General features: G+C 71.0%; 27 protein-coding genes and 1 pseudogene. 14 read left to right on the forward strand and 14 right to left on the reverse strand.

Annotation, left to right across the window (positions count from 1 at the left end; all coding sequences use genetic code 11):
• Positions 1 to 72: 72 nt before the first annotated feature.
• Together AB0K82_RS21990 and AB0K82_RS21995 are read right to left on the reverse strand one after the other, a co-directional pair.
• Positions 73 to 228 (reverse strand): DUF397 domain-containing protein, encoded by a 156-nt coding sequence (locus AB0K82_RS21990; RefSeq protein ID WP_364399481.1) that lies wholly within the window; start codon positions 226 to 228, stop codon positions 73 to 75.
• Positions 225 to 1,037, reverse strand: a complete 813-nt coding sequence (locus AB0K82_RS21995) for a helix-turn-helix transcriptional regulator (protein ID WP_364399483.1) — start codon at positions 1,035 to 1,037, stop codon at positions 225 to 227. The genes AB0K82_RS21990 and AB0K82_RS21995 overlap by 4 nt, the downstream gene beginning before the upstream one ends.
• 153 nt (positions 1,038 to 1,190) lie before the next feature.
• Here AB0K82_RS21995 and AB0K82_RS22000 point away from each other — a divergent pair, with 153 nt between their 5' ends.
• The gene (locus AB0K82_RS22000; RefSeq protein ID WP_364399484.1) at positions 1,191 to 1,595 is read left to right on the forward strand and encodes an ATP-binding protein; all 405 of its coding nucleotides are present in this window, start codon (positions 1,191 to 1,193) and stop codon (positions 1,593 to 1,595) included.
• A gap of 146 nt (positions 1,596 to 1,741) precedes the next feature.
• Here the strand turns inward: AB0K82_RS22000 and AB0K82_RS22005 are convergent, their stop codons facing one another.
• From AB0K82_RS22005 to AB0K82_RS22020, 4 genes are all read right to left on the reverse strand, one after another.
• Positions 1,742 to 2,776, reverse strand: a complete 1,035-nt coding sequence (locus AB0K82_RS22005) for an acyl-CoA dehydrogenase family protein (RefSeq protein ID WP_364399485.1) — start codon at positions 2,774 to 2,776, stop codon at positions 1,742 to 1,744.
• Positions 2,777 to 2,778: 2 nt separating this feature from the next.
• The gene (locus AB0K82_RS22010) at positions 2,779 to 3,948 is read right to left on the reverse strand and encodes an acyl-CoA dehydrogenase family protein (protein ID WP_364399487.1); all 1,170 of its coding nucleotides are present in this window, start codon (positions 3,946 to 3,948) and stop codon (positions 2,779 to 2,781) included.
• Positions 3,949 to 3,956: 8 nt separating this feature from the next.
• Entirely contained in the window at positions 3,957 to 4,550 is a 594-nt protein-coding gene (locus AB0K82_RS22015) for a TetR/AcrR family transcriptional regulator (protein ID WP_364399489.1), read from the reverse strand.
• 66 nt (positions 4,551 to 4,616) lie between these two features.
• Positions 4,617 to 4,784: a hypothetical protein gene (locus AB0K82_RS22020; protein WP_364399491.1), complete on the reverse strand. Its 168-nt coding sequence runs from the start codon at positions 4,782 to 4,784 to the stop codon at positions 4,617 to 4,619.
• 105 nt (positions 4,785 to 4,889) lie between these two features.
• Between AB0K82_RS22020 and AB0K82_RS22025 the strand changes: the two are divergent.
• Together AB0K82_RS22025 and AB0K82_RS22030 are read left to right on the forward strand one after the other, a co-directional pair.
• Positions 4,890 to 5,357: pseudogene (locus tag AB0K82_RS22025) on the forward strand (ADP-ribosylglycohydrolase family protein); the annotation flags it as partial.
• Positions 5,358 to 5,412: 55 nt separating this feature from the next.
• A complete protein-coding gene (locus AB0K82_RS22030; RefSeq protein WP_364399492.1) occupies positions 5,413 to 5,694 on the forward strand; it encodes an ADP-ribosylglycohydrolase family protein in 282 nt (93 codons plus the stop codon).
• A gap of 262 nt (positions 5,695 to 5,956) precedes the next feature.
• On the opposite strand, the gene dapF is transcribed toward AB0K82_RS22030, so the two are convergent.
• Together dapF and miaA are read right to left on the reverse strand one after the other, a co-directional pair.
• The gene (dapF, locus tag AB0K82_RS22035; protein WP_364399494.1) at positions 5,957 to 6,772 is read right to left on the reverse strand and encodes a diaminopimelate epimerase; all 816 of its coding nucleotides are present in this window, start codon (positions 6,770 to 6,772) and stop codon (positions 5,957 to 5,959) included.
• A complete protein-coding gene (miaA, locus tag AB0K82_RS22040) occupies positions 6,760 to 7,659 on the reverse strand; it encodes a tRNA (adenosine(37)-N6)-dimethylallyltransferase MiaA (protein ID WP_364399650.1) in 900 nt (299 codons plus the stop codon). The genes dapF and miaA overlap by 13 nt, the downstream gene beginning before the upstream one ends.
• Positions 7,660 to 7,886: 227 nt before the next feature.
• On the opposite strand from miaA, the gene AB0K82_RS22045 reads away from it, so the two are divergent.
• Positions 7,887 to 8,567 carry a carbohydrate-binding protein gene (locus AB0K82_RS22045; protein ID WP_364399496.1) on the forward strand — a complete coding sequence of 227 codons (681 nt, stop codon included), beginning with the start codon at positions 7,887 to 7,889 and terminating at the stop codon, positions 8,565 to 8,567.
• A gap of 162 nt (positions 8,568 to 8,729) precedes the next feature.
• Positions 8,730 to 8,963, forward strand: coding sequence for an antitoxin (locus AB0K82_RS22050; protein WP_364399498.1), 234 nt, complete (start codon positions 8,730 to 8,732; stop codon positions 8,961 to 8,963).
• On the opposite strand, the gene AB0K82_RS22055 is transcribed toward AB0K82_RS22050, so the two are convergent.
• Positions 8,958 to 9,635, reverse strand: coding sequence for a hypothetical protein (locus tag AB0K82_RS22055; protein ID WP_364399500.1), 678 nt, complete (start codon positions 9,633 to 9,635; stop codon positions 8,958 to 8,960). The two genes, AB0K82_RS22050 and AB0K82_RS22055, sit on opposite strands and share 6 nt — an antisense overlap.
• 22 nt (positions 9,636 to 9,657) lie before the next feature.
• The gene (gene miaB / locus AB0K82_RS22060) at positions 9,658 to 11,148 is read right to left on the reverse strand and encodes a tRNA (N6-isopentenyl adenosine(37)-C2)-methylthiotransferase MiaB (protein ID WP_364399502.1); all 1,491 of its coding nucleotides are present in this window, start codon (positions 11,146 to 11,148) and stop codon (positions 9,658 to 9,660) included.
• Positions 11,149 to 11,339: 191 nt separating this feature from the next.
• On the opposite strand from miaB, the gene AB0K82_RS22065 reads away from it, so the two are divergent.
• The 5 genes from AB0K82_RS22065 (at position 11,340) to AB0K82_RS22085 (ending at position 16,926) form a co-directional block, all read left to right on the forward strand.
• Positions 11,340 to 12,122 carry an amino acid ABC transporter ATP-binding protein gene (locus AB0K82_RS22065; protein ID WP_364399504.1) on the forward strand — a complete coding sequence of 261 codons (783 nt, stop codon included), beginning with the start codon at positions 11,340 to 11,342 and terminating at the stop codon, positions 12,120 to 12,122.
• A gap of 80 nt (positions 12,123 to 12,202) precedes the next feature.
• Positions 12,203 to 13,057 carry a glutamate ABC transporter substrate-binding protein gene (locus tag AB0K82_RS22070; RefSeq protein WP_364399506.1) on the forward strand — a complete coding sequence of 285 codons (855 nt, stop codon included), beginning with the start codon at positions 12,203 to 12,205 and terminating at the stop codon, positions 13,055 to 13,057.
• Positions 13,058 to 13,129: 72 nt separating this feature from the next.
• Entirely contained in the window at positions 13,130 to 13,819 is a 690-nt protein-coding gene (locus AB0K82_RS22075; RefSeq protein ID WP_364399508.1) for an amino acid ABC transporter permease, read from the forward strand.
• Positions 13,820 to 13,824: 5 nt separating this feature from the next.
• The gene (locus tag AB0K82_RS22080; RefSeq protein WP_364399653.1) at positions 13,825 to 14,766 is read left to right on the forward strand and encodes an amino acid ABC transporter permease; all 942 of its coding nucleotides are present in this window, start codon (positions 13,825 to 13,827) and stop codon (positions 14,764 to 14,766) included.
• 144 nt (positions 14,767 to 14,910) lie between these two features.
• Entirely contained in the window at positions 14,911 to 16,926 is a 2,016-nt protein-coding gene (locus tag AB0K82_RS22085; RefSeq protein ID WP_364399510.1) for a prolyl oligopeptidase family serine peptidase, read from the forward strand.
• A 323-nt stretch (positions 16,927 to 17,249) separates the two neighbouring features.
• On the opposite strand, the gene rny is transcribed toward AB0K82_RS22085, so the two are convergent.
• Both rny and AB0K82_RS22095 read right to left on the reverse strand, forming a co-directional pair.
• Positions 17,250 to 18,821 carry a ribonuclease Y gene (gene rny, locus AB0K82_RS22090; protein ID WP_364399512.1) on the reverse strand — a complete coding sequence of 524 codons (1,572 nt, stop codon included), beginning with the start codon at positions 18,819 to 18,821 and terminating at the stop codon, positions 17,250 to 17,252.
• Between the two features lie 432 nt (positions 18,822 to 19,253).
• Positions 19,254 to 20,216, reverse strand: coding sequence for a DUF6597 domain-containing transcriptional factor (locus tag AB0K82_RS22095; protein WP_364399513.1), 963 nt, complete (start codon positions 20,214 to 20,216; stop codon positions 19,254 to 19,256).
• A 35-nt stretch (positions 20,217 to 20,251) separates the two neighbouring features.
• Here AB0K82_RS22095 and AB0K82_RS22100 point away from each other — a divergent pair, with 35 nt between their 5' ends.
• Positions 20,252 to 20,698 carry a VOC family protein gene (locus AB0K82_RS22100; protein WP_364399515.1) on the forward strand — a complete coding sequence of 149 codons (447 nt, stop codon included), beginning with the start codon at positions 20,252 to 20,254 and terminating at the stop codon, positions 20,696 to 20,698.
• A 50-nt stretch (positions 20,699 to 20,748) separates the two neighbouring features.
• On the opposite strand, the gene AB0K82_RS22105 is transcribed toward AB0K82_RS22100, so the two are convergent.
• Together AB0K82_RS22105 and recA are read right to left on the reverse strand one after the other, a co-directional pair.
• Complete coding sequence (locus tag AB0K82_RS22105) at positions 20,749 to 21,618, reverse strand: regulatory protein RecX (protein ID WP_364399517.1); 870 nt, start codon at positions 21,616 to 21,618, stop codon at positions 20,749 to 20,751.
• Between the two features lie 42 nt (positions 21,619 to 21,660).
• Positions 21,661 to 22,776, reverse strand: coding sequence for a recombinase RecA (gene recA, locus AB0K82_RS22110; RefSeq protein WP_364399656.1), 1,116 nt, complete (start codon positions 22,774 to 22,776; stop codon positions 21,661 to 21,663).
• A gap of 194 nt (positions 22,777 to 22,970) precedes the next feature.
• On the opposite strand from recA, the gene AB0K82_RS22115 reads away from it, so the two are divergent.
• The 3 genes from AB0K82_RS22115 to AB0K82_RS22125 all read left to right on the forward strand — a co-directional run bounded on the left by AB0K82_RS22115 (position 22,971) and on the right by AB0K82_RS22125 (position 25,513).
• Positions 22,971 to 23,843 (forward strand): ATP-grasp domain-containing protein, encoded by an 873-nt coding sequence (locus AB0K82_RS22115; RefSeq protein WP_364399518.1) that lies wholly within the window; start codon positions 22,971 to 22,973, stop codon positions 23,841 to 23,843.
• Between the two features lie 68 nt (positions 23,844 to 23,911).
• Entirely contained in the window at positions 23,912 to 24,304 is a 393-nt protein-coding gene (locus AB0K82_RS22120) for a hypothetical protein (RefSeq protein ID WP_364399519.1), read from the forward strand.
• A 3-nt stretch (positions 24,305 to 24,307) separates the two neighbouring features.
• A complete protein-coding gene (locus AB0K82_RS22125) occupies positions 24,308 to 25,513 on the forward strand; it encodes a glutathionylspermidine synthase family protein (protein WP_364399520.1) in 1,206 nt (401 codons plus the stop codon).
• Positions 25,514 to 25,521: the final 8 nt, after the last annotated feature.

A 25,521-nucleotide genomic window follows, 5' to 3' on the forward strand; every position in this document is an offset into this window, starting at 1 on the left:
GGATGTCCGCGATGGTGGATCCGTCGGCCTTTGACGTGGAGCGGCGGGGCGGCCACCCGTCCCGCCGCGACCTCAGCTCCTACGGTCGCCGGTTCCCGGCGCGGCCACGCACGCCACCTCGACGCAGTTGCCGCCGTTCCCGCTGCTGCGGGCGGACTTGCGCCAGGTCGTGACCTCGACGTACGCTCCGCCGTTGCCGCTGCTCCGTGTCGACTCGCGCCAGCTCATTCCCATTGTTCGGCCACTTTCCTGATGAGGTTGATGGATGCTTGACGCGGGAGCGCCTCGGCGCGAAGCGTCTCCCACATCCGTTTCACGATCGCCAGGTCATGCGCGCTCTCCGCCAACTGGCCGTAGAGCGCGGTGTCGAGGTAGACGAACTCGTCGCCGTCCATGGTCGCGATGGCGAAGGGCCCGGCCAGGCCGGCGTACGCGCCGACGTCCTTCGGGATCACCTGGACGACGATGTCCGAGCGCGACTCGCACAGCTCGACCAGGTGCAGGAGTTGCTCCCGCATGACCTTCGGTCCGCCGACGGCCCGGTGGAGGACCCCCTCGTCCACCACCGCCACGAACATCGGCGAATCGTCACGTTCCAGGATCTGCTGCCGCTCGATCCGGGTCCGCACCTGCGCCTCGATGTCCTGCGAGGCGGGCTGGCCGCTCTTCTCGAACACCGCGCGCGCGTAGTCCGGCGTCTGCAGCAGGCCCGGGATGAGGAGCGCTTCGAAGGAGTTCAGGGCCGTCGCCTGCTCTTCGACGATCCGCCATCGATCGAGCCAGTCCGGGATCAGCTCCCGCTCGACGAGCTCCTTCAGCAGTCGCCGCAGGGCCCCGCCGGTTCCGAGGGCGTCGTCGCACCGCTTGACGAAATCCACTTTCGGTTTGCGTCGCGCGGTCTCCACCATCCCGACGGCGGACTCCGAATAATTGATCGCCTTCGCCAACTGCAACTGGCTCATCTTTCGGTACTCACGCCATGACCGTAACTCAGCGGCGAAGTACTCCAGCCAGGTACGGCCGTCATTGAACCTCACAGCTCCCTCACAACCGCTTCACAGACCGGGCGCGCACGCTCACGGTAACGCCGTCTTTCCTTCGAGAGTACGTCGCTCCAGGTAGATGTGGGAGGTGAATCGCGCACCGCAAGGAAGGCGCAAGAGATGCAATCTTCACCGCGGTCGGGCCGCATGCTCATCGCCGCCCTCCCGACCGCCGCCGGCCAGGCTCGCGCCTACACGCGATCGGCCCTTCGCAGTTGGCGACTCGACGTGCTGATCGACACCGCCGAACTCCTGGTCAGCGAACTTGTAACGAACGCGGTGACGGCGACGGGGGCCGTGACCTGCCCCGTTCGCACCGGCCGGCGGATTAAGGAGCCGTCGATCTACCTCTGTCTTTCGGCTTTCGCCGAGACCCTGCTCATCGAGGTGTGGGACAGATCTGACGATCCGCCGCACCGGCGAACCGCTTCGGACGACGACGAGAACGGCCGCGGACTGCTTCTCGTCCAGGCCCTCTCGAAGAACTGGGGATATGAATCATTACACTCGGGAGGAAAAATCGTATGGTGCGAGTGCTCGATCCTCAGATGACGCCCACTAAAGGCCATATGCGTATCTGTCAATAAATATCCGACTTAGGGGGTCGGGCGACGAAGGCTCTCCTACCCCGAAAAAGAGAGTGACCGAGGAGTGCCCCGCTCTGGACACCCCCCGGCCACTCTCCACAGAGCCCGTCCTCAGTCGAGGAGGAAGGCGGCGACCTCGGCGCGCTGGTCGCGGGCGGGGCCGTCGAAGGCCGCCAGCCACTGGGCGCGCTTGTAGTAGCGGTGCAGCACGTGCTCCCACGTGAAGCCGATGCCGCCGTGCCCCTGAATGGCGTTCTCACAGGCGAAGACCGCCGCCTCGCCCGCGTGGGCCTTGGCGGCGAGGCAGGCCTGGCGCGCCATCGGGTCGTCCTCGGCGACGCACCACGCGGCCCAGTAGGCCAGCGACCGCGCCTCCTGGAGCCGTACGTAGACGTCGGACGCCTTGTGCGACACGGCCTGGTACACGCCGATCGGCTTGCCGAACTGCTGCCGCTCCTTGGCGTAGGCGACGAGCAGGTCCAGTGCGCGCTGCGCGACGCCGACCGACTCGAGGGCCGCCGCGGCGTACGCGCGGTCACGGATCCGGCCGAGCATCTCGGCGGCCGCCTCTCCGGTCACCAGCGGGCGCGCCGGCGCGCCCTCGAACCGGACGCTCGCCAGCCGGCGCGTGCCGTCCAGCCCACCGTGCGGCGTGACGACGGCGTCGGAGGCACCGACGGCGTACAGCCCGTCGGCGGCCGTCACGACGAACAGGTCGACCGCCGCGCCGTCCGGGACGAGGACCTTCTGGCCCGTGAGCCGCCCGTCGGAGACCGACGCGCCGGCCGGGTCCAGCAGGCCCTGGCGCATGCCCGGCTCCGCCCAGGCGAGCGTGGCGGTCAGCCGGCCGTCCGCGACCTGCTTGGCCGCCTCGTCGTCCAGCGCCGGAGCGGCCAGGACGGTGGTGGTGAAGTACGGTGCGGCGAGCGGCCGGTAGCCGGTCTCCTCCAGCAGCACGGCATGGTCGAGGAAGGTCAGTTCGGCGTCGAGCCAGCCCATCTCGGCGAGCTTCGGCCAGACCTCGGCGTCGACGCCGGTCTCGGAGTCGGCGAGTTGCGCGAGGCGGACGTCGTCGTAGCGGTCGGCGAGGAACTCACGGGCGAAGCCCCGCAACTGCTCCTGCTCTTCGGAGAACGCGAAGTCCATGATCAACGTCCCTTCGGCAGGCCGAGGACCCGCTCGGCGATGATGTTGCGCAGGATCTCCGAGGTGCCCGCCTCGATCGTGTTGCCCCGGGACCGCAGCTGCCAGTACTGCCAGAACCCGTGCCATGGCGCGTCCTCGCCGGTGACCTGGGCGTGCAGGCCGAACACCGACTGGGCGAGCGAGGTGAGGCGCTGGTTGGCCTCGCTCCACGCGAGCTTGACGCCCGAGCCCTCCGGGCCGGGGATGCCCGTCTCCAGCAGCGTGGTGAGGGCCCGGTAGTTCGTGAAGCGCAGCGACTGCATCTCGATCCACTCGCGGGCGACCGCGTCGCGGATCAGCGGGTCGTCGGCGGGCCGCCGGCCGTCCGGCCCCTCCTCCCGTACGAGGTCGACCAGGTGGTTGACCATGCGCTCGAGCTCGGCGGACAGCGCGAAGCCCAGCGTGCCGCGCTCGTGCAGCAGGGTTGTCATGGCGACCTTCCAGCCGTCACCGGGCCGGCCGAGGATCGACTCGCGCGGCACCCGTACGTCGTCGAAGAAGATCTCGTTGAACTCCGGGTCGCCGGTGATCTGGTGCAGGGGCCGTACGGTGACGCCGGGCGCGTGCATGTCGACGATGAGGTAGGACAGGCCGGCGTGCTTGGGCGCGTCCGGGTCGGTGCGGACGACGAGGATGCACCAGTCGGCCTTGTGCGCGTAGGACGACCAGACCTTCTGCCCGTTGACCACCCAGTGGTCGCCGTCGAGGACGGCGCTGGTGCGCCCGGCGGCCAGGTCCGAGCCGGAACCGGGCTCGGAGAAGCCCTGGCACCAGATCTCCTCACCGGCCAGCAGCGGCTTGAGATAACGCTGTTTCTGCTCGTCGGTGCCCCACGCGATGATGGTCGGGCCGGCCATGTTCAGGCCGATGACGCCCGGGTGGCCGGGGGCGTCGACGCGGGAGAGCTCTTCCAGGTAGATCGCCTGGTACGTCGGGGACAGTCCCCGGCCGCCGTACTCCTCCGGCCAGGTGATCCCGACATAGCCGGCGGAGTAGAGCCGCCCGCCCCACGCGCGCAGCGCGTCGAAGTCCCCGCGGCCCGCCTCGACCGCGCGCTGCGGCGCGTTCTCCTGGAGCCACGAGCGGAGCTCCGCGCGGAACGCGGCCTCCTCGGGTGTGTCGCGAAAGTCCACGCTGCCTCCTACATGCCGATCGCCCGGCAGTAGAGCCGGGTGAGCTGTTCGACGTCGCCGTCGTCGTGGGGGCGGCCGAGGACGTACCAGGTGTACGCCGTCCGGCCGATCATCGTCGCGAGCGCGACCGCCGCCGTGCGCGGCTCGACGTCGTCGGGAACGAGCCCGGCCCGCTGCCACTCACGGATGGCGCGTTCCTGACGGTCGTAGAAGACCCCCCAGGCCCGCAGGTAGGTCTCGCGCATGGCGGGCGAGAAGGTGGCGACCTGCTCGAAGACGGCCATCAGCCGGGCGTTCTTCCGGTACGCGCGCAGGTACGCGCGGTTGGCGCCGGCGATGCGCGCGGTCGGGCCGTCGCCGTTCAGGGGCTCGGCCCGCATCACGGCGAGCAGGCCGGCCAGCATCTCGTCGATCAGCTCGGCGAAGATCGCGTCCTTGTCGGCGAAGTGGGTGTAGAAGCTGCCGTACGCGACGCCGGCCCGCTCGCAGATCTCGCTGATCTTGGCGTCGAGGAAGCCGCGCTCCTCGAACACCTCCCGAGCGGCGGTCAGCAGCGCGGCGCGGGTGCGCTCGGCCCGCGCCTGGCGCTTCACGGGGGTCATGGCGGCCATCGTAACCGAAACCGATTCGGTAATCGACAATCGCCCCTCGCCGCGTCGGGCGACCGCTCAGGTGTCGGCGTCCACCAGGGTCGGCGCAGTGCGACCGGCGTCCCGACGAGAACCGGCACGCCGGTCCCGCAACGCGCCCAGGCCGAGAAGCAGGAGCCCGGCCACGGACCAGACGAGCAGGGCGCCGAGCGGCCCGCCCGTCCGCGCGCCGTCGAAGAAGGCCACCGAACGGAGCAGCGTGCCGCCCGCCCGGCCGGCATCCCCGGGCCGATCGCCCCCAGGGCCGGGGGACCCCACCGTCCGCGACCTGCTCACCGACACCCGGGACTGGTGGGTCGAACTCGCCGAACGGATGCGCGACGCCGGTCACCTGCCCGCCGACGCCGCCCCTCGGGCGGCCGGCCGGGACCCGGTCAGAACTTCGGGCCCGGCCAGGTGTGGCACTGGACCGACGACACCGCGATGGCCCTCAGCATCGTGCGCGTGCTCCTGCGGCACGGGGAGATCGTCGAGGAGGAGCTGGCCCGCGCGTTCGCCGACACCTACGCCGCCGATCCGGGCCGCGGATACGGCGCCGGGATGCACGACCTGCTGCCGTTGCTCGGAGCGGATCCGGGCGCGTGGCACACCGCAGCGCGGGCACTGTTCGACGGGCAGGGCAGCCTTGGCAACGGCGCGGCGATGAGAGCCGCTCCCCTGGGCGCCTGGTTCGGCCCGGACCTCGAGCTCACCGTCGAGCAGGCGAGGCGGTCCGCGCACGTCACCCACGCCCATTCCGAGGGCATCGCGGGCGCCGTCGCGGTGGCGTGGCGGCGGCGCTCGCCGTGGTCGGCTGGACCGACCACGAGGCGCGGTGAACCCGGGCGTGCCGCCGCAGACCCCGGTCGGGAGCGCGCTCTGGGGCGCCGACCTGCTCCGGGAGGTGGCGGCGCACACGCCCGGCGGATCGACCCGGGACGGGATCCCGCGCGCCGCGGACCTACCGGACGACACCCCCGCCTGGAAGGCCGCCGACGTCCTCGGCAACGGGCAGCGGATCCGCGCCGATGACACGGTCCCGTTCGCCCTGTGGTGCGCGGCCCACCATCTCGGCAGCCTCACCGACGGGCTCTGGACGACCGCCGAGGGCCTCTGACCCGCCCCGAAGGTGGACAAGCCGGCGGCCGCACGGTTCGAGGCCGCCCCGGCCGCGCAGAAGTCTCGGAAAACGACCTCCCTCAGGCCTGGAACGCCGAGAATCGTCCGATTCACAGGCCGGAACACACGGCCGTCGCCGAGCCTTCTGCGCGACGCCGAGCATCCACCCGATGAGCTCGCCGTCCCGTACGGGGCCGGAGCCGTCCTGTCCCACGCGCGTCAGCAACGCGATGAGGACGAGGCCGGAAGCGGCAATGCGGTCAGCGAAGGGTGAGGCGGTCGAGGTGGACTTCGCCTTCGGCGAGGAGGACGGCCGGGCCGCGCAGGAAACTGGTCGTGCCGTCGAGGATGACGGTGACGACGCCACCCGGCACGGCGATCTCCCAGGTGCCGGTCGTGCGGCCCGCGGCGTGGGCGGCGGCCACGGCCGTCGCGACCGTGCCCGTACCGCAGGAGCGCGTCTCGCCCACTCCCCGCTCGTGGACCCGCATCTCCACCCGGCCGTCGCCGACCGGCTGGAACAGCTCGACGTTGACGCCGTCGGGGAAGACCGCCGCGTCGACGTCGGGCGCGCGCTCGAGGTCCAGACCGGCGACGGGCTCGTCGATCGCGCAGGCCAGGTGCGGGTTGCCCATGGAGACGCGCAGGCCCGCGTACGACCGGCCGGCCAGCACCGCGCGGCCCTCCCCCAGGATCCGCGGGGCGCCCATGTCCACCGTCACGTCGCCGGTCGCGCCCAGGCTCACCGCGCGCACGCCCGACCGCGTCCCGACGGCGAGGTCGCCGGGGGCGGCCAGGCCGGTGTCGACGAGGTACCGCGCGAAGACCCGCACGCCGTTGCCGCACATCTCCGCGACGCTGCCGTCGGCGTTGCGGTAGTCCATGAACCACTCGGCGCCGAGGTCGTCATAGCCCAGCGCCTTGGCGCGCACGACGCGCAGCACGCCGTCGGCGCCGATCCCGGCGCGCCGGTCGCACAGGGCGGCCACGAGGGACGGCGTCAGGTCGAGTGAGCCATCGAGGTCCGGCACGATCACGAAGTCGTTCTCGGTGCCGTGTCCCTTCACGAAGCGCATGAGCCGATCGTATCCAGCGCGGTCTCGACCGGCGCGTCGTAGGGGATCCAGCGCACCCGGGGGTCGCGGCGGAACCATGACTCCTGGCGGCGGGCGAACCGCCGGGTGGCCCGGATCGTCTCCTGCTTCGCCTCTTCCTCGGTCCACTCCCCCGCCAGGAAGCGGAGCACCTGCGCGTAGCCGAGCGCGCGGCTCGCCGTGAGCCCGTCGCGAAGCCCGTACGGCTCCAGGCCGCGGACCTCGTCGACGAACCCGGCCTTCCACATGCGCTCGACGCGTACGGCGATGCGCTCGTCGAGTTCGGGACGGGGGACGGTCAATCCCAGTTGCACCGAGTCGCCGGTGTCGGCGTAGGACGGCATCGAGGCGGTGAAGGGCCGCCCGGTCATCTCGATCACCTCGAGCGCCCGGACGATCCGGCGTCCGTTGCCGGGCAGGATCGAGGCGGCGGCGGCCGGGTCGAGACCGGCCAGCCGGGCGTGCAGCGCGGCGGACCCGTGCTCGGCGAGCTCGCCCTCCAGCCGCGCCCGCAGCTCCGGGTCGGTGCCGGGGAACTCCAGGTCGTCCAGGACCGCCCGGACGTAGAGGCCGGACCCGCCGACCAGCAGCGGCACCCGCTCACGGCCGCGGATCTCCGCGACGGTCCGGCGGGCCAGCTCCTGGTACTCGGCGACGCTGGCCGTGCGGGTGACGTCCCACACGTCGAGCAGGTGGTGCGGCACGCCGCGCCACTCCGGCTCGGCGAGCTTGGCGGTGCCGATGTCCATGCCCCGGTAGAGCTGCATCGAGTCGGCGTTGACGATCTCACCGCCGAGCCGCAGCGCGAGCTCCACCGCGAGGTCGGACTTACCCGCGGCGGTCGGGCCAACGACGGCGATCACCTTCATGTCCCCCACCGGCTCAATTCTGCCGTTTCCCCCGGGGTGCCGCCGCCACCCCTCCGCTCAAGGCGCGGACACCGGACAGATCGGTCAAGCGCGTCCGGACTTCTCGTCATGCCTTCTTGTCGGGCGGTCGCGCACGGTCTACCATCGAGCCTGACTTTTAGGAAACTTTCCAAAAAGTCAATCGGAGCGCTCCCGGTCCCCTCCCCGCCCCCGACCTAGGAGGATCGATGCTGCTTCGCAAGTGGCTCCCCGGCCTGCTCGCGGCCGCCCTGTTCACCGTCATGAGCGCCACCGCGGCGGAGGCCGGCACCGTTCCGCCCGGCGCCGCCCGTTCCTCGGCCCATCCGGCGGCCACCTGCACGGTGACCAGCACGCTCGCCGGCGACCATTTGACCACCCTGCAGATCGCCCAGATCGCCGAGAACAACGGCTTCACCGGCAACGGGCTGGTCGTCTCGGTGGCCGTGGCGCTGGCCGAGAGCAGCGGCTGGACCCGCGCGGTCCTGGTCGACTCGGACTGCAGCCGTGACCGCGGGCTGTGGCAGATCAACTCTTACTGGCACTCCGAGGTGTCCGACGCCCAGGCGTTCGACCCGAACGGCGCGGCGCAGGCCGCCTACCGGATCTCCTCATCCGGTAACGACTGGACGCCGTGGACGACCTACACCAACGGCGCGTACCAGCAGCACATGGCCGAAGCCCAGCAGGCGGTGGACCAGCTCAACGGAGGCGGCGGGAGCGGCGGCACGGGCTGCGCCGGGCTGGCCGCCTGGAACGCCGGGACCGCCTACACCGGTGGGGCGGCCGTCTCCTACAACGGCCACCGCTGGACCGCCAAGTGGTGGACCCAGGGTGACGTGCCCGGCGCGAACGCGCAGAACGTCTGGACCGACAACGGCTCCTGCTGACCCGCGCCGCGCCCGGCCCCGTGACCGCCGGGGCCGGGCGCGGCGGTCACGGGGCCGGGCGCACGGTCTCCCCTTGATGGGTTCCGCCGCCGGATATGGGGGCAGAGGGCCGATAGAGGGTGCCGAGGGGCGGTACCCCCCAAGAGGCGGCAGGAGGCCCGGATGTCCTTCATGGACAAGGTCAAGAATCTTCTCGGCCAGCACGGCGACAAGGTCGACGAGGCCATCGAGAAGGCCGGCGACATGGCCGACCGCAAGACCGGCGGGAAGTACTCCCGGCAGATCGACACGGCCCAGGAGCAGGCCCACAGGTACGTGGAACGCTCCGGCGGACAGCCGCACACTCCCGAGGAGCGCGAAGGAGGCGCCGACCCGATGGGCGGCCGGCCGTCATAGCGCGCGGCGGGCCCAGCTCCCGACGAGATAACCCACGCCGTACGGCGCCTCGTCCGCCAGCAGCTCCGCGTCGAACGACGCGTCTCCGGCCGCGCCGGCCAGCACCTGCCACGGCGCCCGCCCGGCCACCCGCAGCTCGGCCGCCAGGGCGGGGTCGAGCCCGGCGAGAACGGCAGGGTCGCCCCCGCCCAGCGCCGCGGCCACCGCCGCGTCGAACCCGGCGGCCCGCGCGTCGAAGTAGCCCGGCGCGGCCTGGCTGCGGCACGCCGACGCGTCGCCCATCACCAGCAGCGCGACGGTGGGGGCCCGATCCGCCAGCTCCGCGCCGAGCCGTAGGCAGTCCTCCGGCGAGGCGCCCTCGGCGACGCTCCGGAACACGGCCGGCCGGTCGCCGAGGAGCCACCGGCCGATGGTCAGGGACAGGGGCAGCACCGGCTCGCCCGGCCCGAACGTCAGGTCGACGCCGTACGGCCGCAGGCCGCCCGCCGCGTCGGAGCCGAAGTCGCGGTCACTCGGCCCGGATCCCACCACGATGAGCAGATCGGCGGGGCGGAGCCGGCGCACCGCCGCGTCGCACGCCGCCCGCAGGCCGTCGAGTTCGGCAGCCGCGCCGCCCGCCACCTCGGGCACCAGCAGCGGCGGATGCGGGCACACCGCCGCGCAGGTCAGCACGCCGCCACCTCGGACGGCGCGATCACGGGCAGGAGGAGACCGGTGGCGTCGCCGGCCGGCCGATGCCCGGCATGCCCAGCGAGACGCCCTTTGGCGCGGCCGTGCGCCGCTCCCAGGCGTCGCCCGCCCGGGTGCGCCGCACGGCGCGGACCGGTCCGTCCGCGACCAGGTGGTGCGGGGCGGCGTAGGTGACCTCGACGGTCGCCATGTCACCCGGCCGGGGCGTCTCGGTGTCCTCCTCGCCGAGGCCGAAGTGGACGAGCCGGTTGTCGGGCGCCCGCCCGGACATCCGGTGGGTGCGCTGGTCCTTGCGGCCCTCGCCCTCGGCGACGAGCACCTCGAGGGTGCGGCCGAGCTGCTTCTTGTTCTCCGCCCAGGAGATCTCCTCCTGCAGGGCGACGAGGCGCTCGTACCGCTCCTGCACGACCTCCTTGGGCACCTGGTCGGCCATCTCCGCCGCCGGCGTGCCGGGCCGCTTGGAATACTGGAAGGTGAAGGCGCCGGCGAACCGCGCCTCGCGCACGACGTGCAGGGTCTGCTCGAAGTCCTCCTCGGTCTCCCCCGGGAAGCCGACGATGATGTCCGTGGTGATCGCGGCCTCCGGGATCGCGGCGCGGACCCGCTCGATGATCCCGAGGTAGCGCTCCTGGCGGTAGGAGCGCCGCATGGCCTTCAGCACCGGGTCGGACCCGGACTGCAGCGGCATGTGCAGTGACGGCATGACGTTCGGCGTCTCGGCCATCGCGGCGATCACGTCGTCGGTGAAGTCGCGCGGGTGCGGCGAGGTGAACCGGACCCGCTCCAGCCCCTCGACCTGCCCGCAGGAGCGCAGCAGCTTGGCGAACGCGCCCCGGTCGCCGAACTCGGCGCCGTAGGAGTTGACGTTCTGCCCGAGGAGGGTGATCTCGCAGACGCCCTCGGCGACCAGCGCCTCGACCTCGGCGAGGATCTCGCCGGGGCGGCGGTCCTTCTCCTTGCCGCGCAGCGACGGCACGATGCAGAAGGTGCAGGTGTTGTTGCAGCCGACCGAGATCGACACCCACGCGGCGTACGGGGACTCGCGGCGGGTCGGCAGCGTGCTCGGGAACGTCTCGAGCGCTTCCTTGATCTCGACCTGCGCCTCTTCCTGGACGCGGGCGCGCTCGAGCAGGACCGGCAGCGAGCCGATGTTGTGGGTGCCGAAGACGACGTCCACCCAGGGGGCGCGCTTGACGATCGTGTCGCGGTCCTTCTGCGCCAGGCAGCCGCCGACCGCGATCTGCATGCCGGCGTGGCTCTCCTTCACCGGCCGCAGGTGGCCGAGGTTGCCGTACAGCCGGTTGTCGGCGTTCTCCCGTACGGCGCACGTGTTGAACACGACGACGTCGGGCGTCGCGCCGTCGTCCGCGCGGGCGTAGCCGGCGTCCTCCAGCAGCCCGGCGAGCCGCTCGGAGTCGTGCACGTTCATCTGGCAGCCGTACGTGCGGATCTCGTACGTACGGGGCCGGTCGTCGAATGTCGTGGGCGCGCTCATCTCATAGGAAAGAGTACGCGCGCCCGGCGCCGGACGGTGACTCGATCACACTCGCGCCATGTCGGCCCCGTACAAGATCGACTTCAACGGGCCGGCGCCGCTCCGCCGCAGGCAAATGCGCGCTGCAACGTGACCGGATCGGTACCTGGGCTCTGCTTTCTTGGCAATTCTCTGACGTACGCTTTGCGCACATGACGGACAGCGGCAAGGAGGCCCGGGAGGCCGAGGTGAGTGGCGGCGGACCTCTCGTCGTGCTTGAGAACGTGAACAAGTACTACGGCGAGCACCATGTCCTCAAGGACATCGACCTCACCATCCATCGTGGCGAGGTCGTGGTCGTGATCGGCCCGTCGGGCGGCGGCAAGTCGACGCTGTGCCGCACGATCAACCGGCTCGAGCCCATCGAGGGCGGCACCATCCGGATCGACGGCAAGCCGCTGCCCGAGGAGGGCAAGGCGCTGGCGCAGCTGCGCGCCGACGTGGGGATGGTCTTCCAGTCGTTCAACCTGTTCGCGCACAAGACGATCCTGCAGAACGTCACGCTCGGTCCGATCAAGGTTCGCAAGACGGACAAGACCGAGGCCGAGCAGCGCGCGATGGAGCTCCTCGAGCGGGTGGGCATCGCCTCGCAGGCCGAGAAGTATCCCGCGCAGCTGTCCGGCGGCCAGCAGCAGCGCGCCGCGATCGCCCGGGCGCTCGCGATGCGGCCCAAGGTCATGCTGTTCGACGAGCCGACCTCGGCCCTCGACCCGGAGATGGTCAAAGAGGTCCTCGACGTGATGATCAACCTGGCCGCCGAGGGCATGACGATGGTCGTGGTGACCCACGAGATGGGGTTCGCCCGGGCATCGGCCAACAAGGTGGTGTTCATGGCGGACGGCCAGATCGTCGAGGAGAACACCCCCGGAGAGTTCTTCACCAACGCGCGGAGCGACCGCGCCAAGGACTTCCTCTCCAAGATCCTGACGCACTGACCGCGACCGGTTCGACGGATCTGGACTCATCCGACCCGAGGAACCGCGGGCGCGGTTCTGCCACTACACAGGGGATAGAAATGCGAGTACGTCACTTCGGGGTCGTCGCCGCCGCGCTCGCGGTGGCCACGGCGGGCATCTCCGGCTGTGCCGCGAAGAAGAGCACCACGGTGGTCGACAAGGCCAAGGACGGCAAGAAGATCGTCATCGGCGTCAAGTACGACCAGCCCGCCATCGGACTGAAGACCAGTAACGGTATCGAGGGCTTCGACATCGACGTCGCCAAGTACATCGCCAAGAAGCTCGGCGTGAAGGACGACAGCAAGATCGAGTTCAAGGAGGCCCGGTCGGCCAACCGGGAGACCTTCCTGCAGAACGGCACGGTCGACATGGTGATCGCCAGCTACTCGATCACCGCGGAGCGGAAGCCGAAGGTCACTTTCGGCGGCCCGTACGTCGTCACCCACCAGGACCTGATGGTCCGGGGGAACGACAACTCGATCACGAGCCTGCAGTCGCTCAAGGGCAAGAAGCTGTGCGCGGTGTCCGGGTCGAACTCCTGGAAGAACGTCACCGAGGGCACCAACAAGCTGAACCAGAAGGTCGCCGCGGTCACCGTCCCGGCCCAGGGCTACCTGGAGTGCATCACCAAGCTCAAGGGCGGCTCGGTCGACGCGGTCTCCACCGATGCGACCATCCTGGCCGGCTACGCCGCCAAGGAGGGCACGGCGGTCAAGGTCGTCAACGCGCCGTTCACCGACGAGAAGTACGGCGTCGGCCTCAAGAAGGGCGACACCAAGACCTGCAACGCCGTGAACGACGCGATCAAGTCGATGTACTCCGACGGCACCGCCAAGCAGCTGTGGGAGAAGTGGTTCGGCAAGGCGAACCTGCCCTTCGAGGCGACCGCGCCCACCCCGGAAGGCTGCAGCTGAGCCGTAGGTACGGATCGGCGCCGGTGGGCCGCACGGGCTCACCGGCGCCGTTCGTAAGAGGGTAGGAGTGAGATGAACTGGAACGTACTCCTCGACTTCAGTCCGTTGGCGGACAGCAGTGACAAGCTACTCTCGGCGTTCTGGGCGACCATCCGGATCTCCGTGACGGTGGGCATCCTGTCCCTGGTGATCGGCACGATCATCACCGCGATGCGCGTCTCGCCCATCCGGGTGCTGCGGATCGCCGGCACGTTCTACGTCAACACGCTGCGGAACACCCCGCTCACGCTGGTGCTGCTGTTCTGCAGCCTGGGGCTCAGCGACACGCTGAAGTTCAGGATCTCCAACACGTCGACCGTCAACTTCTTCTGGCTGGCGGTCCTCGGCATGTCGTTCTACACCGCGGCGTTCGTCGCCGAGTCCCTGCGGGCCGGCATCAACACGGTGCCGATGGGGCAGGCGGAGGCGGCGCGGGCGATCGGCCTGACCTTCACTCAGTCGCTGCGCATGGTGATCATGCCGCAGGCGTTCCGCGCGGTCGTCGCGCCGCTCGGCAGCGTCATGATCGCGATGATCAAGAACACGACGATCGTTCTGGTCGCGAGCTACTACGAGGCGGCCTCGCTGATGAAGGACATGTTCGAGCAGTACGGCGCGACCCTGCCGATCTTCATCGGCTTCGCGGTCGGCTTCATGTGCCTCACCCTGCCGACCGGGTTCTTCTTCAACTGGCTGGCCAAGCGGATGGCGGTGGCCCGGTGACGACGATGACGGAGACCAAGCCGGCGCCCTCGCGCGCCAAGAAGCACAAGGCGTCGGTGCTGTTCGACGCGCCGGGTCCCAAGGCGCGGATGCGGCACAACATCCTGACGCTGATCTCGGCGATCGTCATCCTCGGGATCATCTACATCGTCGTCGCCCGGTTCGACAAAGAGGGCCAGCTGCAGGGCAAGCTGTGGAAGCCGTTCATTCAGGGGTCGACCTGGACGGACTTCATCCTTCCCGGCATCGGCGGCACGCTGAAGGCCGCACTCGTCGCGGCCGTGCTCGCACTGGCCTTCGGCGTCCTGTTCGGGCTCGGGCGCATGTCCGACCACCGGTGGATCAGGATTCCGGCCGCAGCGGTCGTCGAGTTCTTCCGCGCCATCCCGCTGCTGATCCTGATCTTCTTCGTCTTCAGCGGGCCGCCGACGATCGCGAACGCCTTGAACCGCGAGTTCCCCGAGGTCACCGCGTTCGACGCCCTCGTCATCGGACTGATGCTCTACAACGGATCCGTCTTGGCGGAGATCTTCCGAGCGGGGATCAACTCAGTGCCCCGCGGCCAGTCGGAGGCGGCCTACGCGATGGGCCTGCGCAAGAACGGCGTGATGCGGCTCATCCTCATCCCGCAGGCGACGACCGCGATGATGCCCGCGATCGTCAGCCAGCTCGTCGTCCTGCTCAAGGACTCGGCCCTCGGCTGGATCGTCGGGTACGAGGACCTGCTGAACACGGGCTACCGGCAGATCCCCGCGCAGTACAGCAACCTGATCCCGGCCGCGATCGTGATCGCGCTGATCTACATCGCGATGAACCTGGCGCTCAGCTACCTGGCCACCTGGCTGGAGAAGCGGAGCCGGCGCAGCCGCAAGAGCTCCGCCAAGACGCTCAGCGCCGACCCCGGCGCGCTGCCCACGGCGGGCCTGCCCGGAAAGGTCACCGCGTAGTAGGCGACACGTCGACGGACATGAAACGGGCCGGTGGTCGATCCACCGGCCCGTTCGTGTCTCCCACCGCACGCGGCGATGTTCGGCCGCGTCAAGTCTCGGGTCGAGGCCCCATGAGCGCCCGGTTTGCGAGACGATTCCGATATGACCGCTCGCGCTACCGCCCCCTACGGATCCTGGTCCTCTCCGATCTCCGCCGCCGACGTGGCCCGCGCGCGCCTGCGACTCAGCTACCCCACCATCCACGGTGATCGGGTGTGGTGGCAGGAGACCCGCCCGGACAAGGGCGGCCGGACCACGATCGTGCGGTCCGGCGTCGACCTGCTGCCCGCGCCGTGGAACGCCCGTACCCGCGTGCACGAGTACGGCGGGCGGTCCTACATTCCCCTTCCCGACGGCGACGTGGTCTTCGCCAACTACGAGGACCAGCGGCTCTACCGGCTCACGCCGGGCGAGCTGCCGCGCCCGCTGACCCCGGAGCCCGCGCAGCCCGCCGGCCTCCGCTACGCCGACTTCGCGCTCGCGCCGGACGCCCAGCACATCTGGTGCGTCTGCGAGGGCCACACCACCGCGGGCGTACGCCGGGCGATCGTCGCGGTCCCCGTCGACGGCGGCGCCGCGGACAACGCCGGGGCGATCCGCGAGCTCGTCAGCGGCGCCGACTTCTACGCCTTCCCCACGCCGTCCCCGGAGGGCGGTCACCTCGCCTGGATGCAGTGGAGCCACCCGCGAATGCCGTGGGACGGCACCGAGGTACGGGTCGCCGCATTCGACGAGACGGGCGCGCTGGACCGGCCACGGCAGGTCAAGGGCGGCCTGAGCGAGTCGGCGCTGGCGCCCACGTGGCTGAGCGAGTCCCGGATGTACGTCGTGTCCGACTGGCCGGGCTGGTGGAACCTCTACGAGCTCGGCCTGCACGGCGAGTCCCCGCAGGCGCTGTACCCGGCCGAGGAGGAGTTCGCCGGAGCGCTGTGGCAGCTCGGCGGTCGTCCGTACGCCGTCCTGGACGACGGTCGCGTCGCGGTGCTGCACGGCCAGGGCGACCAGCGGCTCGGTCTGTACGACCCGGAGACGGCCGAGCTGGTCGACTTCGACCTGCCCTACACCGACTGGAAGCCCCAGCTCTCCGCCGACGGGACGAGCATCGTGGGCATCGCGGGCGCACCCGACATTCCCTGGTCGGTGGTCGTGGTGGACGCCGACAGCGGCGAGGCGAAGGTGCTGCGCAGCGAGCTCGACTCCCCGCCCGAGGCGGCCTATCTCCCGCTGCCGCGCGCCCAGGAGCTCGAGGGCCCGTTCGGGCGCCCGGTGCACGCCTACGTGTACCCGCCGTCCAACCCGGCCTTCCAGGCCCCTGCGGGCGAGCTGCCGCCGTACGTCGTGTTCGTGCACGGCGGCCCGACCGATCATGGGACGAGCGTGCTGGACCTGGAGATCGCCTACTTCACCAGCCGGGGCATCGGCGTGATCGACGTGAACTACGGCGGCTCCACCGGATACGGCCGCGCCTACCGCGAACGGCTGCGCCGCCAGTGGGGGATCGTGGACGTCGAGGACAGCGTGGCCGCCGCGGAGGCGCTCATCCGCGGTGGCACCGCCGATCCCGGACGGCTGGCCATCCGCGGCGGCAGCGCCGGCGGCTGGACGACGCTCTGCGCGGTGACGCAGACGGACCTGTTCAAGGCGGGCACCTCCTACTTCGGCATCTCCGACCCGCAGAACTGGCTCAAGGAGACCCACGACTTCGAATCGACCTACCTGTACGGGCTGATCGGGCCGATCCCCGGCTTCGAGCGCACGTACGAGGAGCGGTCGCCGGTCGCGCGCGCGTCGGAGGTCTCCTGCCCCGTACTCCTCCTGCAGGGCCTGGACGACCCGATCGTCTCCCCGCCGCAGTCCGAGCGGTTCGCCGAGGCGATGGCGCGCAAGCAGACGCCGTACGCGTACCTGACGTTCGAGGGAGAGTCGCACGGGTTCCGGCGCGCGGACACGGTCATCGCCTGCCTGGAGGCCGAGCTCGCCTTCTACGGGCAGACGCTGGGGTTCGAGCCGAAGGACGTCGCGCCGATCGACCTCACCGTCGGCCGCCCGCCCGCCGAGGAGGCCGGCGCGCCGGGGCCGGAGGCCGCCGCCTCGGAGCAGGCCGAGACCACCGCCTGAGGCCTCCGGGCCCACCCACGCCCGGCCGGGCCGCCCGGCCCGGGACCGCGGCACGGTCCTGGAGCGCGGTCCCGGAGGGCCGGACCGGATCCCGGATCCCGGAGCCGGAGCACGGTAACGGAGGCCGGAGCCGGAGCACGGTCACGGAGTCCGGAGCACGGTCACGGAGGCCGGAGCACGGTCACGGAGGCCGGAGCCGGAGCACGGTCGCGGGAGGCAGTCCGGAACGCGGTTCCGGAGCGCGGCCCCGGAGCGAGGTGGGCCGCCGCCGGTCCGGGAAGACCCCGGCCGGTACGGCGGTCCGGTCGACCGGGCCGCGGTCGTCAGCGGGCGAACTCCGTGGCGCGCGACTCGCGGACCACCGTGATCCGGATCTGGCCGGGATAGGTCAGCTCCTCCTCGACCTGCTTGGCGATGTCGTGCGCGATGACCTGCGCCTGCAGGTCGTCCACCGAATCGGGCCGCACCATCACCCGGATCTCCCGGCCGGCCTGCATGGCGAAGACCTTCTCGACGCCCTCGCGCGTGGCCGCGATCTCCTCGAGCCGTTCGAGCCGCTTGACGTACGCCTCCAGCGACTCGCGCCGCGCACCCGGGCGGCCTCCGCTGATGGAGTCCGCGGCCTGGGTCAGCACCGCCTCCACGGTGCGCACCTCGACCTCGTTGTGGTGCGCCTCGATGGCGTGCACGACGTCCTCGTCCTCGCCGTACCGCCGGGCGATCTCCGCACCGATCAGCGCGTGGCTGCCCTCCACCTCGTGCGTCAGCGCCTTGCCGATGTCGTGCAGCAGCGTGCACCGCTTCAGCAGCGGAACCGGCAGTCTCAGCTCGGCCGCCATGACCCCGGCCAGGTGCGCCGACTCGATGAGGTGCGCCAGGACGTTCTGCCCGTACGACGTCCGGTACCGCAGGCGGCCCAGCAATGTGATCAGTTCCGGGTGCATGTCGGTGAGCCCCAGCTCCAGCAGGGCGTCCTCACCGGAGCGCACGCACAACTGCTCGACCTCGGCCTTGCTGTGCTCGTAGATCTCCTCGATCCGCTGCGGATGGATCCGGCCGTCGAGGACCAGCTTCTCCAGTGTCAGCCGGCCGACCTCCCGGCGCACGGGGTCGAAGCAGCTCAGCAGTACGGCCTCGGGCGTGTCGTCGATGATGAGGTTCACGCCGGTCGTCGTCTCGAAGGAACGGATGTTGCGGCCCTCACGGCCGATGATCCGGCCCTTCATCTCGTCGCTGGGCAGGTGCAGCACCGACACGACCGACTCGGTGGTCTGCTCACTGGCGACCCGCTGGATCGCCAGGGTCACGATCTTGCGGGCGCGTTTCTCGCCCTCTTCGCGCGCCTCGTTCTCGATGTCCCGCGTGATCAGCGCGGCCTCGCGTTTGGCCTGGTTCTCGATCAGGGAGACGAGCTCGGTCTTGGCCTGGTCGGCGGTGAGCCCGGCGGCCTGCTCGAGCACGCTCTTGCGCTCGTCGTCGAGCCGGTCGAGCGCGGCCCGCCGTTCCTTCAGCGCCTGCTTGGCGTCGGCCAGCTCACGGGCGCGCTCCTCCAGGCGGCGCACCTCGTCGTCCAGCCGGTGCTCGCGCTCGGCGAGCCGGGCCTCGCGGCGCTCGAGATCCTCACGGAGCGCCCGCAGGTCCTCCTTCAGCGACTTGATCTCGTCCTCGACCTCGGATCGCGCCGCCGCGGACGCCTCCCGCGCCTTGACCTCGGCGTCGCTGATGATCTCCTGGGCGTCGGCGCGGGCCTTGGTGACGATCTCCTCGGCGCCCCGCTGCGCCTCCGCCTGCTCCTCGTTCGCCGCGACCGTACGGGCGGCTGCGTCGAAACGGCGCAGCACGATGAGGACCAGGACGACCAGCGCCAGGATGACCGCCAGTGCCGCACCTGTCACGACGTAAATCACGGCACTGACCCCTCTCCTCGACGCTGCGCCATCAGGAGGCCCTGATGTCGGCGACGCGAGGCGTTACGGGCGCGCCGTACGGTCCCGGGACGGCCGCGACCAGCGCCCCCGGCCGCTGCCGGACGCGCATGATCAGGCGGGCTCCGGAGCGTTCCAGAACCCTGGCTATGCGAACCACCGGCTGCGGGAGCCGGGCACAACACCCTTCAACTGGTCGAACGCGGTCAGTCCTATGGCAATCCGCACTGCGCGGAGTAACACCTCACTGCGGTAACCGTAAGCGGCCAAGAGGTAATGGGCAAGAAAAGACCCCACGTTCCGGACGATTCACTCGATCTTTGCAGTAACGGTCCATGTCAGGGCCGAGGCAGAGGTGTGAGCGGGTCACCCCCGACGGCCGGTTTCGAGGAGCCCGTCGGGTCAAGCCGGGAAGTCATGCCCTGTGTCACCGGGCCGGCCGGCCGTCGCCGCGGACGGGTGACGTTCGGCCAGCAGCGCGGACGGCGTCAGCCCTGCCAGGACGCGCACCTCCCGGCTCAGATGCGCCTGATCGGCGTATCCGGCGGAGACCGCGAGCTCGGCCAGCGACCTTTCCGGCCGGACCGGACCGGACCGCGTACAGGCCCGATCCGACCGCGTACGGGCCCGATCCGACGCCGGCCGCGTACGGGCCTGGGCGGACGGCGTACGGGCCTGGTCGGACAATGTCAGGAAGCGTTGGAGGCGCGCCACGCGCCGCAGGGTCCGTGGCTCCAGCCCGGTCGCGGCCAGGAGCAAACGGCGCAACTGGCGCTCGGAGAGGTCGAGCTCCCCGGCGAGGTCCGCGACCCGTGTCCCGGTTCGCATGAGACGGCGGACGGCGTACTCGATCCGGCGGTCCTCCGGCGGCCCGTCCACAGCGGGCGACCAGCTCCGACCGCGCCATACGTCGTCCGCGATCCGTCCCGCCTCGGCGGCCGGGAACAGCTCGCGGAGCGGCACCTTGAGGTCGCGCAGCTCGCAGGCGGGCAGGCCGAGCACCGTGCCGATGGCGGCGGTATGGATGCGCAGCCCCCGAAGGCGTTCCCCACCGCGCAACCGGGGCAGGACGGGCTCCGTCGCCGGCCCGACGACGACCGCGCTCCCGTCCGCCGAGACGATCACGTCCGCGCAGGCGTCCGGCAGCACCCGCTGCACGTAGCCGTCCACCCGCTCGTCGACGCTCTGCTCCCACCAGCACCGCACGAACGGGTGCGGCTCCGCGGGGGCGACCTCACGGTAGAGCGACGCCGGGTCCGGCCGGGTCAAGGGCGCCGGGTCCGGCCGGGTCAAGGGCGCCGGGTCCGGCCGGGTCAAGGACGCCGGGTCCGGCGCGTGCGAGGACGTCGTGTCCGATCCGTTCAAGACCGCCTCCCCGCGCTCGCGCCATGCTGGAGAACATGGAACAGCGAGCACACTTCATCACTCTGTCGACGCCCGACCTCGACGCCGCCCGGGCCTTCTACCGCGACGGGCTCGGCTGGACACCGCTCCTGGACGTCCCCGGCGAGATCATCTTCTTCCAGATCGCCCCCGGCCTGGTCCTGGGCCTGTTCGAGGCGACCAAGTTCGTCGCCGACATGCAGGGCACGGCGAACGACGGGAGGCTCGGCGGTCTCACCCTGTCCCAGAACGTCGCGACCCCCGCCGACGTCGAGGCCACCGTGAAGCGCGCCGTCGAGGCCGGCGGAACGCTCGTCAAGAGCCCGCAGACCGCGGAGTTCGGCGGCTACCACGGCCATGTGGCCGACCCGAACGGCGTCGTCTGGGAGATCTGCCACAATCCGGGCTGGCGGGTCGACGAGACCGGCCGCGTCCACCTGACACCGATCGAGAACACGCCTTGACGCGCCCCGGCCTGGAGTCCGGGGCCGCGCGGAGGATGCCGGTGGCGACATCAGTCGTCGAACGATAGATCCGGGAGTTCCTCGGCGCCTTCGGCCTCCAGCGCCTCGCGGACGACACGGTACGCCAGGCCGCCGGAGTAACCCTTGCGGGCGAGCATGCCCATCAGCCGCCGGGTGCGCTTGACCGGGTCGAGGCCCCGGGTGCCGGGCAGCCTGCGGGCGACCAGCTCGCGGGCCGCCGCCTCCTCCTGCTCCGGGCCGAGCTCCTCCATGGCCTCGCTGACCGTCTCGTCGGCGACGCCGCGTCGCCGCAGCTCGGCCGCGAGCGCCCGGCGGCCCAGCCCCCGGCCGGCGTGGCGCGACTCGACCCAGGCGCGCGCGAACGCCGCGTCGTCGATCAGCCCGACCTCGGAGTAGCGGCCCAGCACCCGCTCGGCGACGTCGTCGGGCACGCCCTTGCGGCGCAGCGCGTCGGCGAGCTGGGCGCGGGTCTTGGGGGCGAAGGAGAGCTGTCGCAGGCAGATCTCGCGCGCCACCGCCTCCGGATCGGCGGGCGGGCCCTGCGCCGCCGGGCTGCCCGGCGTCGGCCCCTCGGCGAGGCGGCCCCCGCCGCGCCTCCGCCCCCGCCGCCCCGGCCTCCCGGCCGCCGTTGTCTCACCGCCCGCCGTGTTCCCCGGACCGGCCGTCGGAAGAGATTCGGCACCCGCCGGACCGGCCGCGCCGGTCGCCGGGGCGGCTTGGGCACGCGCCCGCCGGGCCGCGCCGCCCGCCGACGTGTTCGCGCCGCCCACCTGGATCTCTGTGCCGTCCGCCGGAAGAGCTTCGGTGCCCGCCGGATCGGCCGTGCCGCCCGCCGACGGGTCCGCGCCGGGTTCGGTCCGGCGTGGAGCGGGACGCCGCCACCCTTCAGGAGCGTTCATGGGTCAGTCCCTCGAGCGGTCCCACCGAAGGACGACCCGGGATCACACGTCTCCCGGCTTCGGGGTCTTCGCGGCACGCTTGGCCGGTGCGGCCTTGCCCGCAGCGGCAGCGGCCGCCGGAGGAGCGGCGGGAGCGCCCGCCGGCTCCGCCGGGGCGTCGATGCGCGGCCCGACGCCGAGCTTCTCCTTGATCTTCTTCTCGATCTCGTCGGCGATGTCCGGGTTTTCCTTGAGGAACCGCCGCGCGTTCTCCTTGCCCTGGCCGAGCTGGTCGTTCTCGTAGGTGTACCAGGCGCCGGACTTGCGCACGAAGCCGTGCTCGACGCCCATGTCGATCAGGCCGCCCTCGCGGCTGATGCCCACGCCGTAGAGGATGTCGAAGTCGGCCACCTTGAACGGCGGGGCCATCTTGTTCTTGACGACCTTGACGCGGGTGCGGTTGCCGACCGCGTCCGTGCCGTCCTTCATCGTCTCGATCCGCCGCACGTCCAGCCGCACCGACGCGTAGAACTTCAGCGCCTTACCACCGGTGGTCGTTTCGGGCGAACCGAACATAACCCCCACCTTTTCCCGCAGCTGGTTGATGAAGATCGCTGTGGTCTTGGTCTGGTTGATGGCGCCGGTGAGCTTGCGGAGGGCCTGGGACATGAGGCGGGCCTGGAGGCCGACGTGGCTGTCGCCCATCTCGCCCTCGATCTCGGCGCGGGGCACGAGCGCCGCGACGGAGTCGATGACGACGACGTCGATCGCGCCGGAGCGGATCAGCATGTCGGTGATCTCGAGGGCCTGCTCACCCGTGTCGGGCTGGGAGACGAGGAGGGCGTCGATGTCGACGCCGATCTTCTTGGCGTACTCCGGGTCGAGCGCGTGCTCCGCGTCCACGAACGCGGCGATGCCGCCGGCCTTCTGCGCGCTCGCCACGGCGTGCAGGGCGAGGCTCGTCTTACCGGAGGACTCCGGACCGTAGATCTCGACCACGCGGCCACGCGGGTAGCCGCCGATGCCCAGGGCGACGTCGAGGGCGATCGAACCGCTCGGGATCACCTCGACCGGGGGGCGCCCCTCCTGGCCCAGCCGCATGACGGAACCCTTGCCGAACTGCCGCTCGATCTGCGCGAGCGCCGCCTCGAGGGCCTTCTCGCGATCGTTTGCTGCCATGTGAGGTGTCCCTGTGGGGTCGATGCCTGCTGTTGTCGGAAGCGACGTTACGGGGACCCGCCGACAATTTTCGAGGGTCCGGCCCACCACTGTGGACAACGTCGTCGCTTCCTTCACTCTAGCCGAACACGTGTTCGATCATGAACGGACGCGCCGATTCCCCCGGGAAAGACCCGGCGTCTTGCCCTACGCTGATGCACAGGATCATGCCGGTGACCATCCTCATGTGCGCCGACCCGTTGCACCCCCGGCGGGTCGACGAGCACTTCGCCCGAGAGGCCGAGGCCGTACGTGCGCTCGGCGGATCGGTCGCGCTCATCGACCATGACGCCCTGCAGCGCGGTGACGCCGCCGCGGCCGTACGGCGCGTGCCCGACGGGCTGGGAACGGCCTGGTATCGCGGCTGGATGGCGACGACGGCGCAGTACGCCGCGCTCGCCGCCGCGCTCGCCGCCCGCGGCGTCGTCCTCGCCGTTCCGCCGGACGGCTACGAGAAGGCCCATGAGCTGCCCGGCTGGTACGACACGTTCGCGGGCGTCACGCCCGCCAGCGTGTGGCTGCCGCTGTCCCCCGGCGCCACCCCGGCGGCCGACAAGCTGGCCGAGCTCGTACGCCCGCTGCGGTCCGGGCCGGCGGTCGTGAAGGACTACGTCAAGTCGCGCAAGCACGAGTGGGACGAGGCCTGTTACATCCCCGACCTCGCCGACGTGGAGCGGCTGCACGCCGTGGTGACCCGGTTCGTCGAACGCCAGGGCGACCTCCTCGCCGGCGGCGTCGTCATCCGTGAGTACGAGCGGTTCGACGGCGGCGAGGCCCGCGTGTGGTGGGTCGACGGCGAGCCGGTGCTGATGGGTCCCCACCCGGACACGCCGGACCGGTATCCGCGTCCGCAGGCGGACCCGATCGCGCCGTGCGTGCGCGCGCTCGGCTGCCGGTTCATCACGACGGACCTGGCCCGGCGCGAGGACGGGACCTGGCGGGTGGTCGAGGTCGGCGACGGTCAGGTGAGCGATCTGCCGTCGGTGGCCGAACCTGCGGATCTGTACCTCAGCTTCCCGATCAGGTAGTGCTTTCGTCAGGATCTTGGCTCTAGACTTACCGGTCATCACTCCCAACTCCGGAGATCCGACCGCAAATGCCCCCGAAGGACGCCCGCCGGATGATGCGGTCCGGCATCGTGCAACTCAGCGCGGTGAGCCTTCTGTCGTTGACCCTCGTCGGTTGCTCCTCGCGGAGTGAGACCGCGTACTGCGTCGACAGCTGGGCGCCGGCCGGCAGCTCCTACCGCGTCGTCCCCGACTACTTCTGCGACAACGGCGGATCGTACGGGCGTTACTACTGGTACTACGGCGGCCGGTACCGCAACAACGGCTACGTCTCGGGCGGCTCGTCGGTCCGCCCGCGAGGGGGCACCCGGATCGTCTCGCGCGGCGGCCGGGTGATCTCCAGCGGCAAGAGCCACAGCAGCGGCCATGGCGTCTCGCGGGGCGGGTTCGGTCACCACGGCAGCAGTTCGCGGGGAGGCTGAGCGGTGCGGCGCGGGCATTCGAAGCCCCGGGCGCGCTGGGATCAGATCGTCGAGTCGCAGGGGCTGGCCTATCACCGCACCTCGCATCCCGAGCATCTGACCCGCCCGTACTGGGACGAGTCAGTGCACTACACGTTCGAGATGGACGAGGTGCTCGCCCTCGAGGAGACGGTCGAGGAACTGCACCGGATGTGCCTCGCCGCGGTGGAGCACGTCGTGAGCACCCGCCGGTACGCGGTGTTCGGCATCCCGCAGTGGGTGTGGCCGCTGATCGAGGCGTCGTGGCGGCGCCGCGACCCGCACCTCTACGGGCGGTTCGACCTGTGGTACGACGGCTCGGGCCCGGCGAAGCTGCTGGAGTACAACGCCGACACCCCGACCTCGCTGCTGGAGAGCTCGATCATCCAGTGGTACTGGGTGCGCGACACCCACTCCGACGACGACCAGTGGAACTCCATCCACGAGCGGCTCGTCGACCGCTGGAAGGAGATCGCCCCGGCCGTCCGGTCCGGCACACCCGGAGTGCCCGCCGGATCGGCCGTGCACTTCGCCTGGACGAACGAGGACGAGACCGGCGAGGAGGTCATGACGATCGCGTACCTGCAGGAGACCGCCGAGCAGGCGGGCATCCCCGGGATCGCGATCGCCATGGAGGACATCGGCTGGCACCACGACCGCGGCCGGTTCGTCGACCTCCAGGACCGCGACATCACGGCGTTCTGCAAGCTCTACCCGTGGGAGTGGATCGTCGGCGAGCCGTTCGGGCGGAACGTCCCGCGGGCCGGCTGGGTCGAGCCGATCTGGAAGATGCTCCTGTCCAACAAGGCGCTGCTCGTGCTGCTGTGGGAGCTCTACCCCGGCCACCCGAACCTGCTGCCGTCCTACCTCGGCACGCCGGGCTCCCTCACCTCGTACGTGCAGAAGCCGCTGCTGGGACGTGAGGGCGCGAGCATGCGGATCGTCACGCCGGACGGCGTGCGGACGGCCACGCCGGGCGAGTACGGCGCCGAGGGCTTCGTCTTCCAGGAGTTCTGCCCGCTGCCGGACTTCGAGGGCGAGCACCCCGTGCTCGGCGCCTGGGTGGTCGGCGACGAGGCGGCCGGGCTGGGCATCCGCGAGACGTCCGGGCTGATCACCGACGACACGTCGTCGTTCGTCCCGCACCGCATCCCGGCCGAGCCCGAGGACGGCGGAGCAGGCCCTTCCTGACCGGTTTT

This window comes from Actinoallomurus sp. NPDC052274 (genome assembly GCF_040679475.1).
GTDB lineage: Bacteria > Actinomycetota > Actinomycetes > Streptosporangiales > Streptosporangiaceae > Actinoallomurus > Actinoallomurus liliacearum.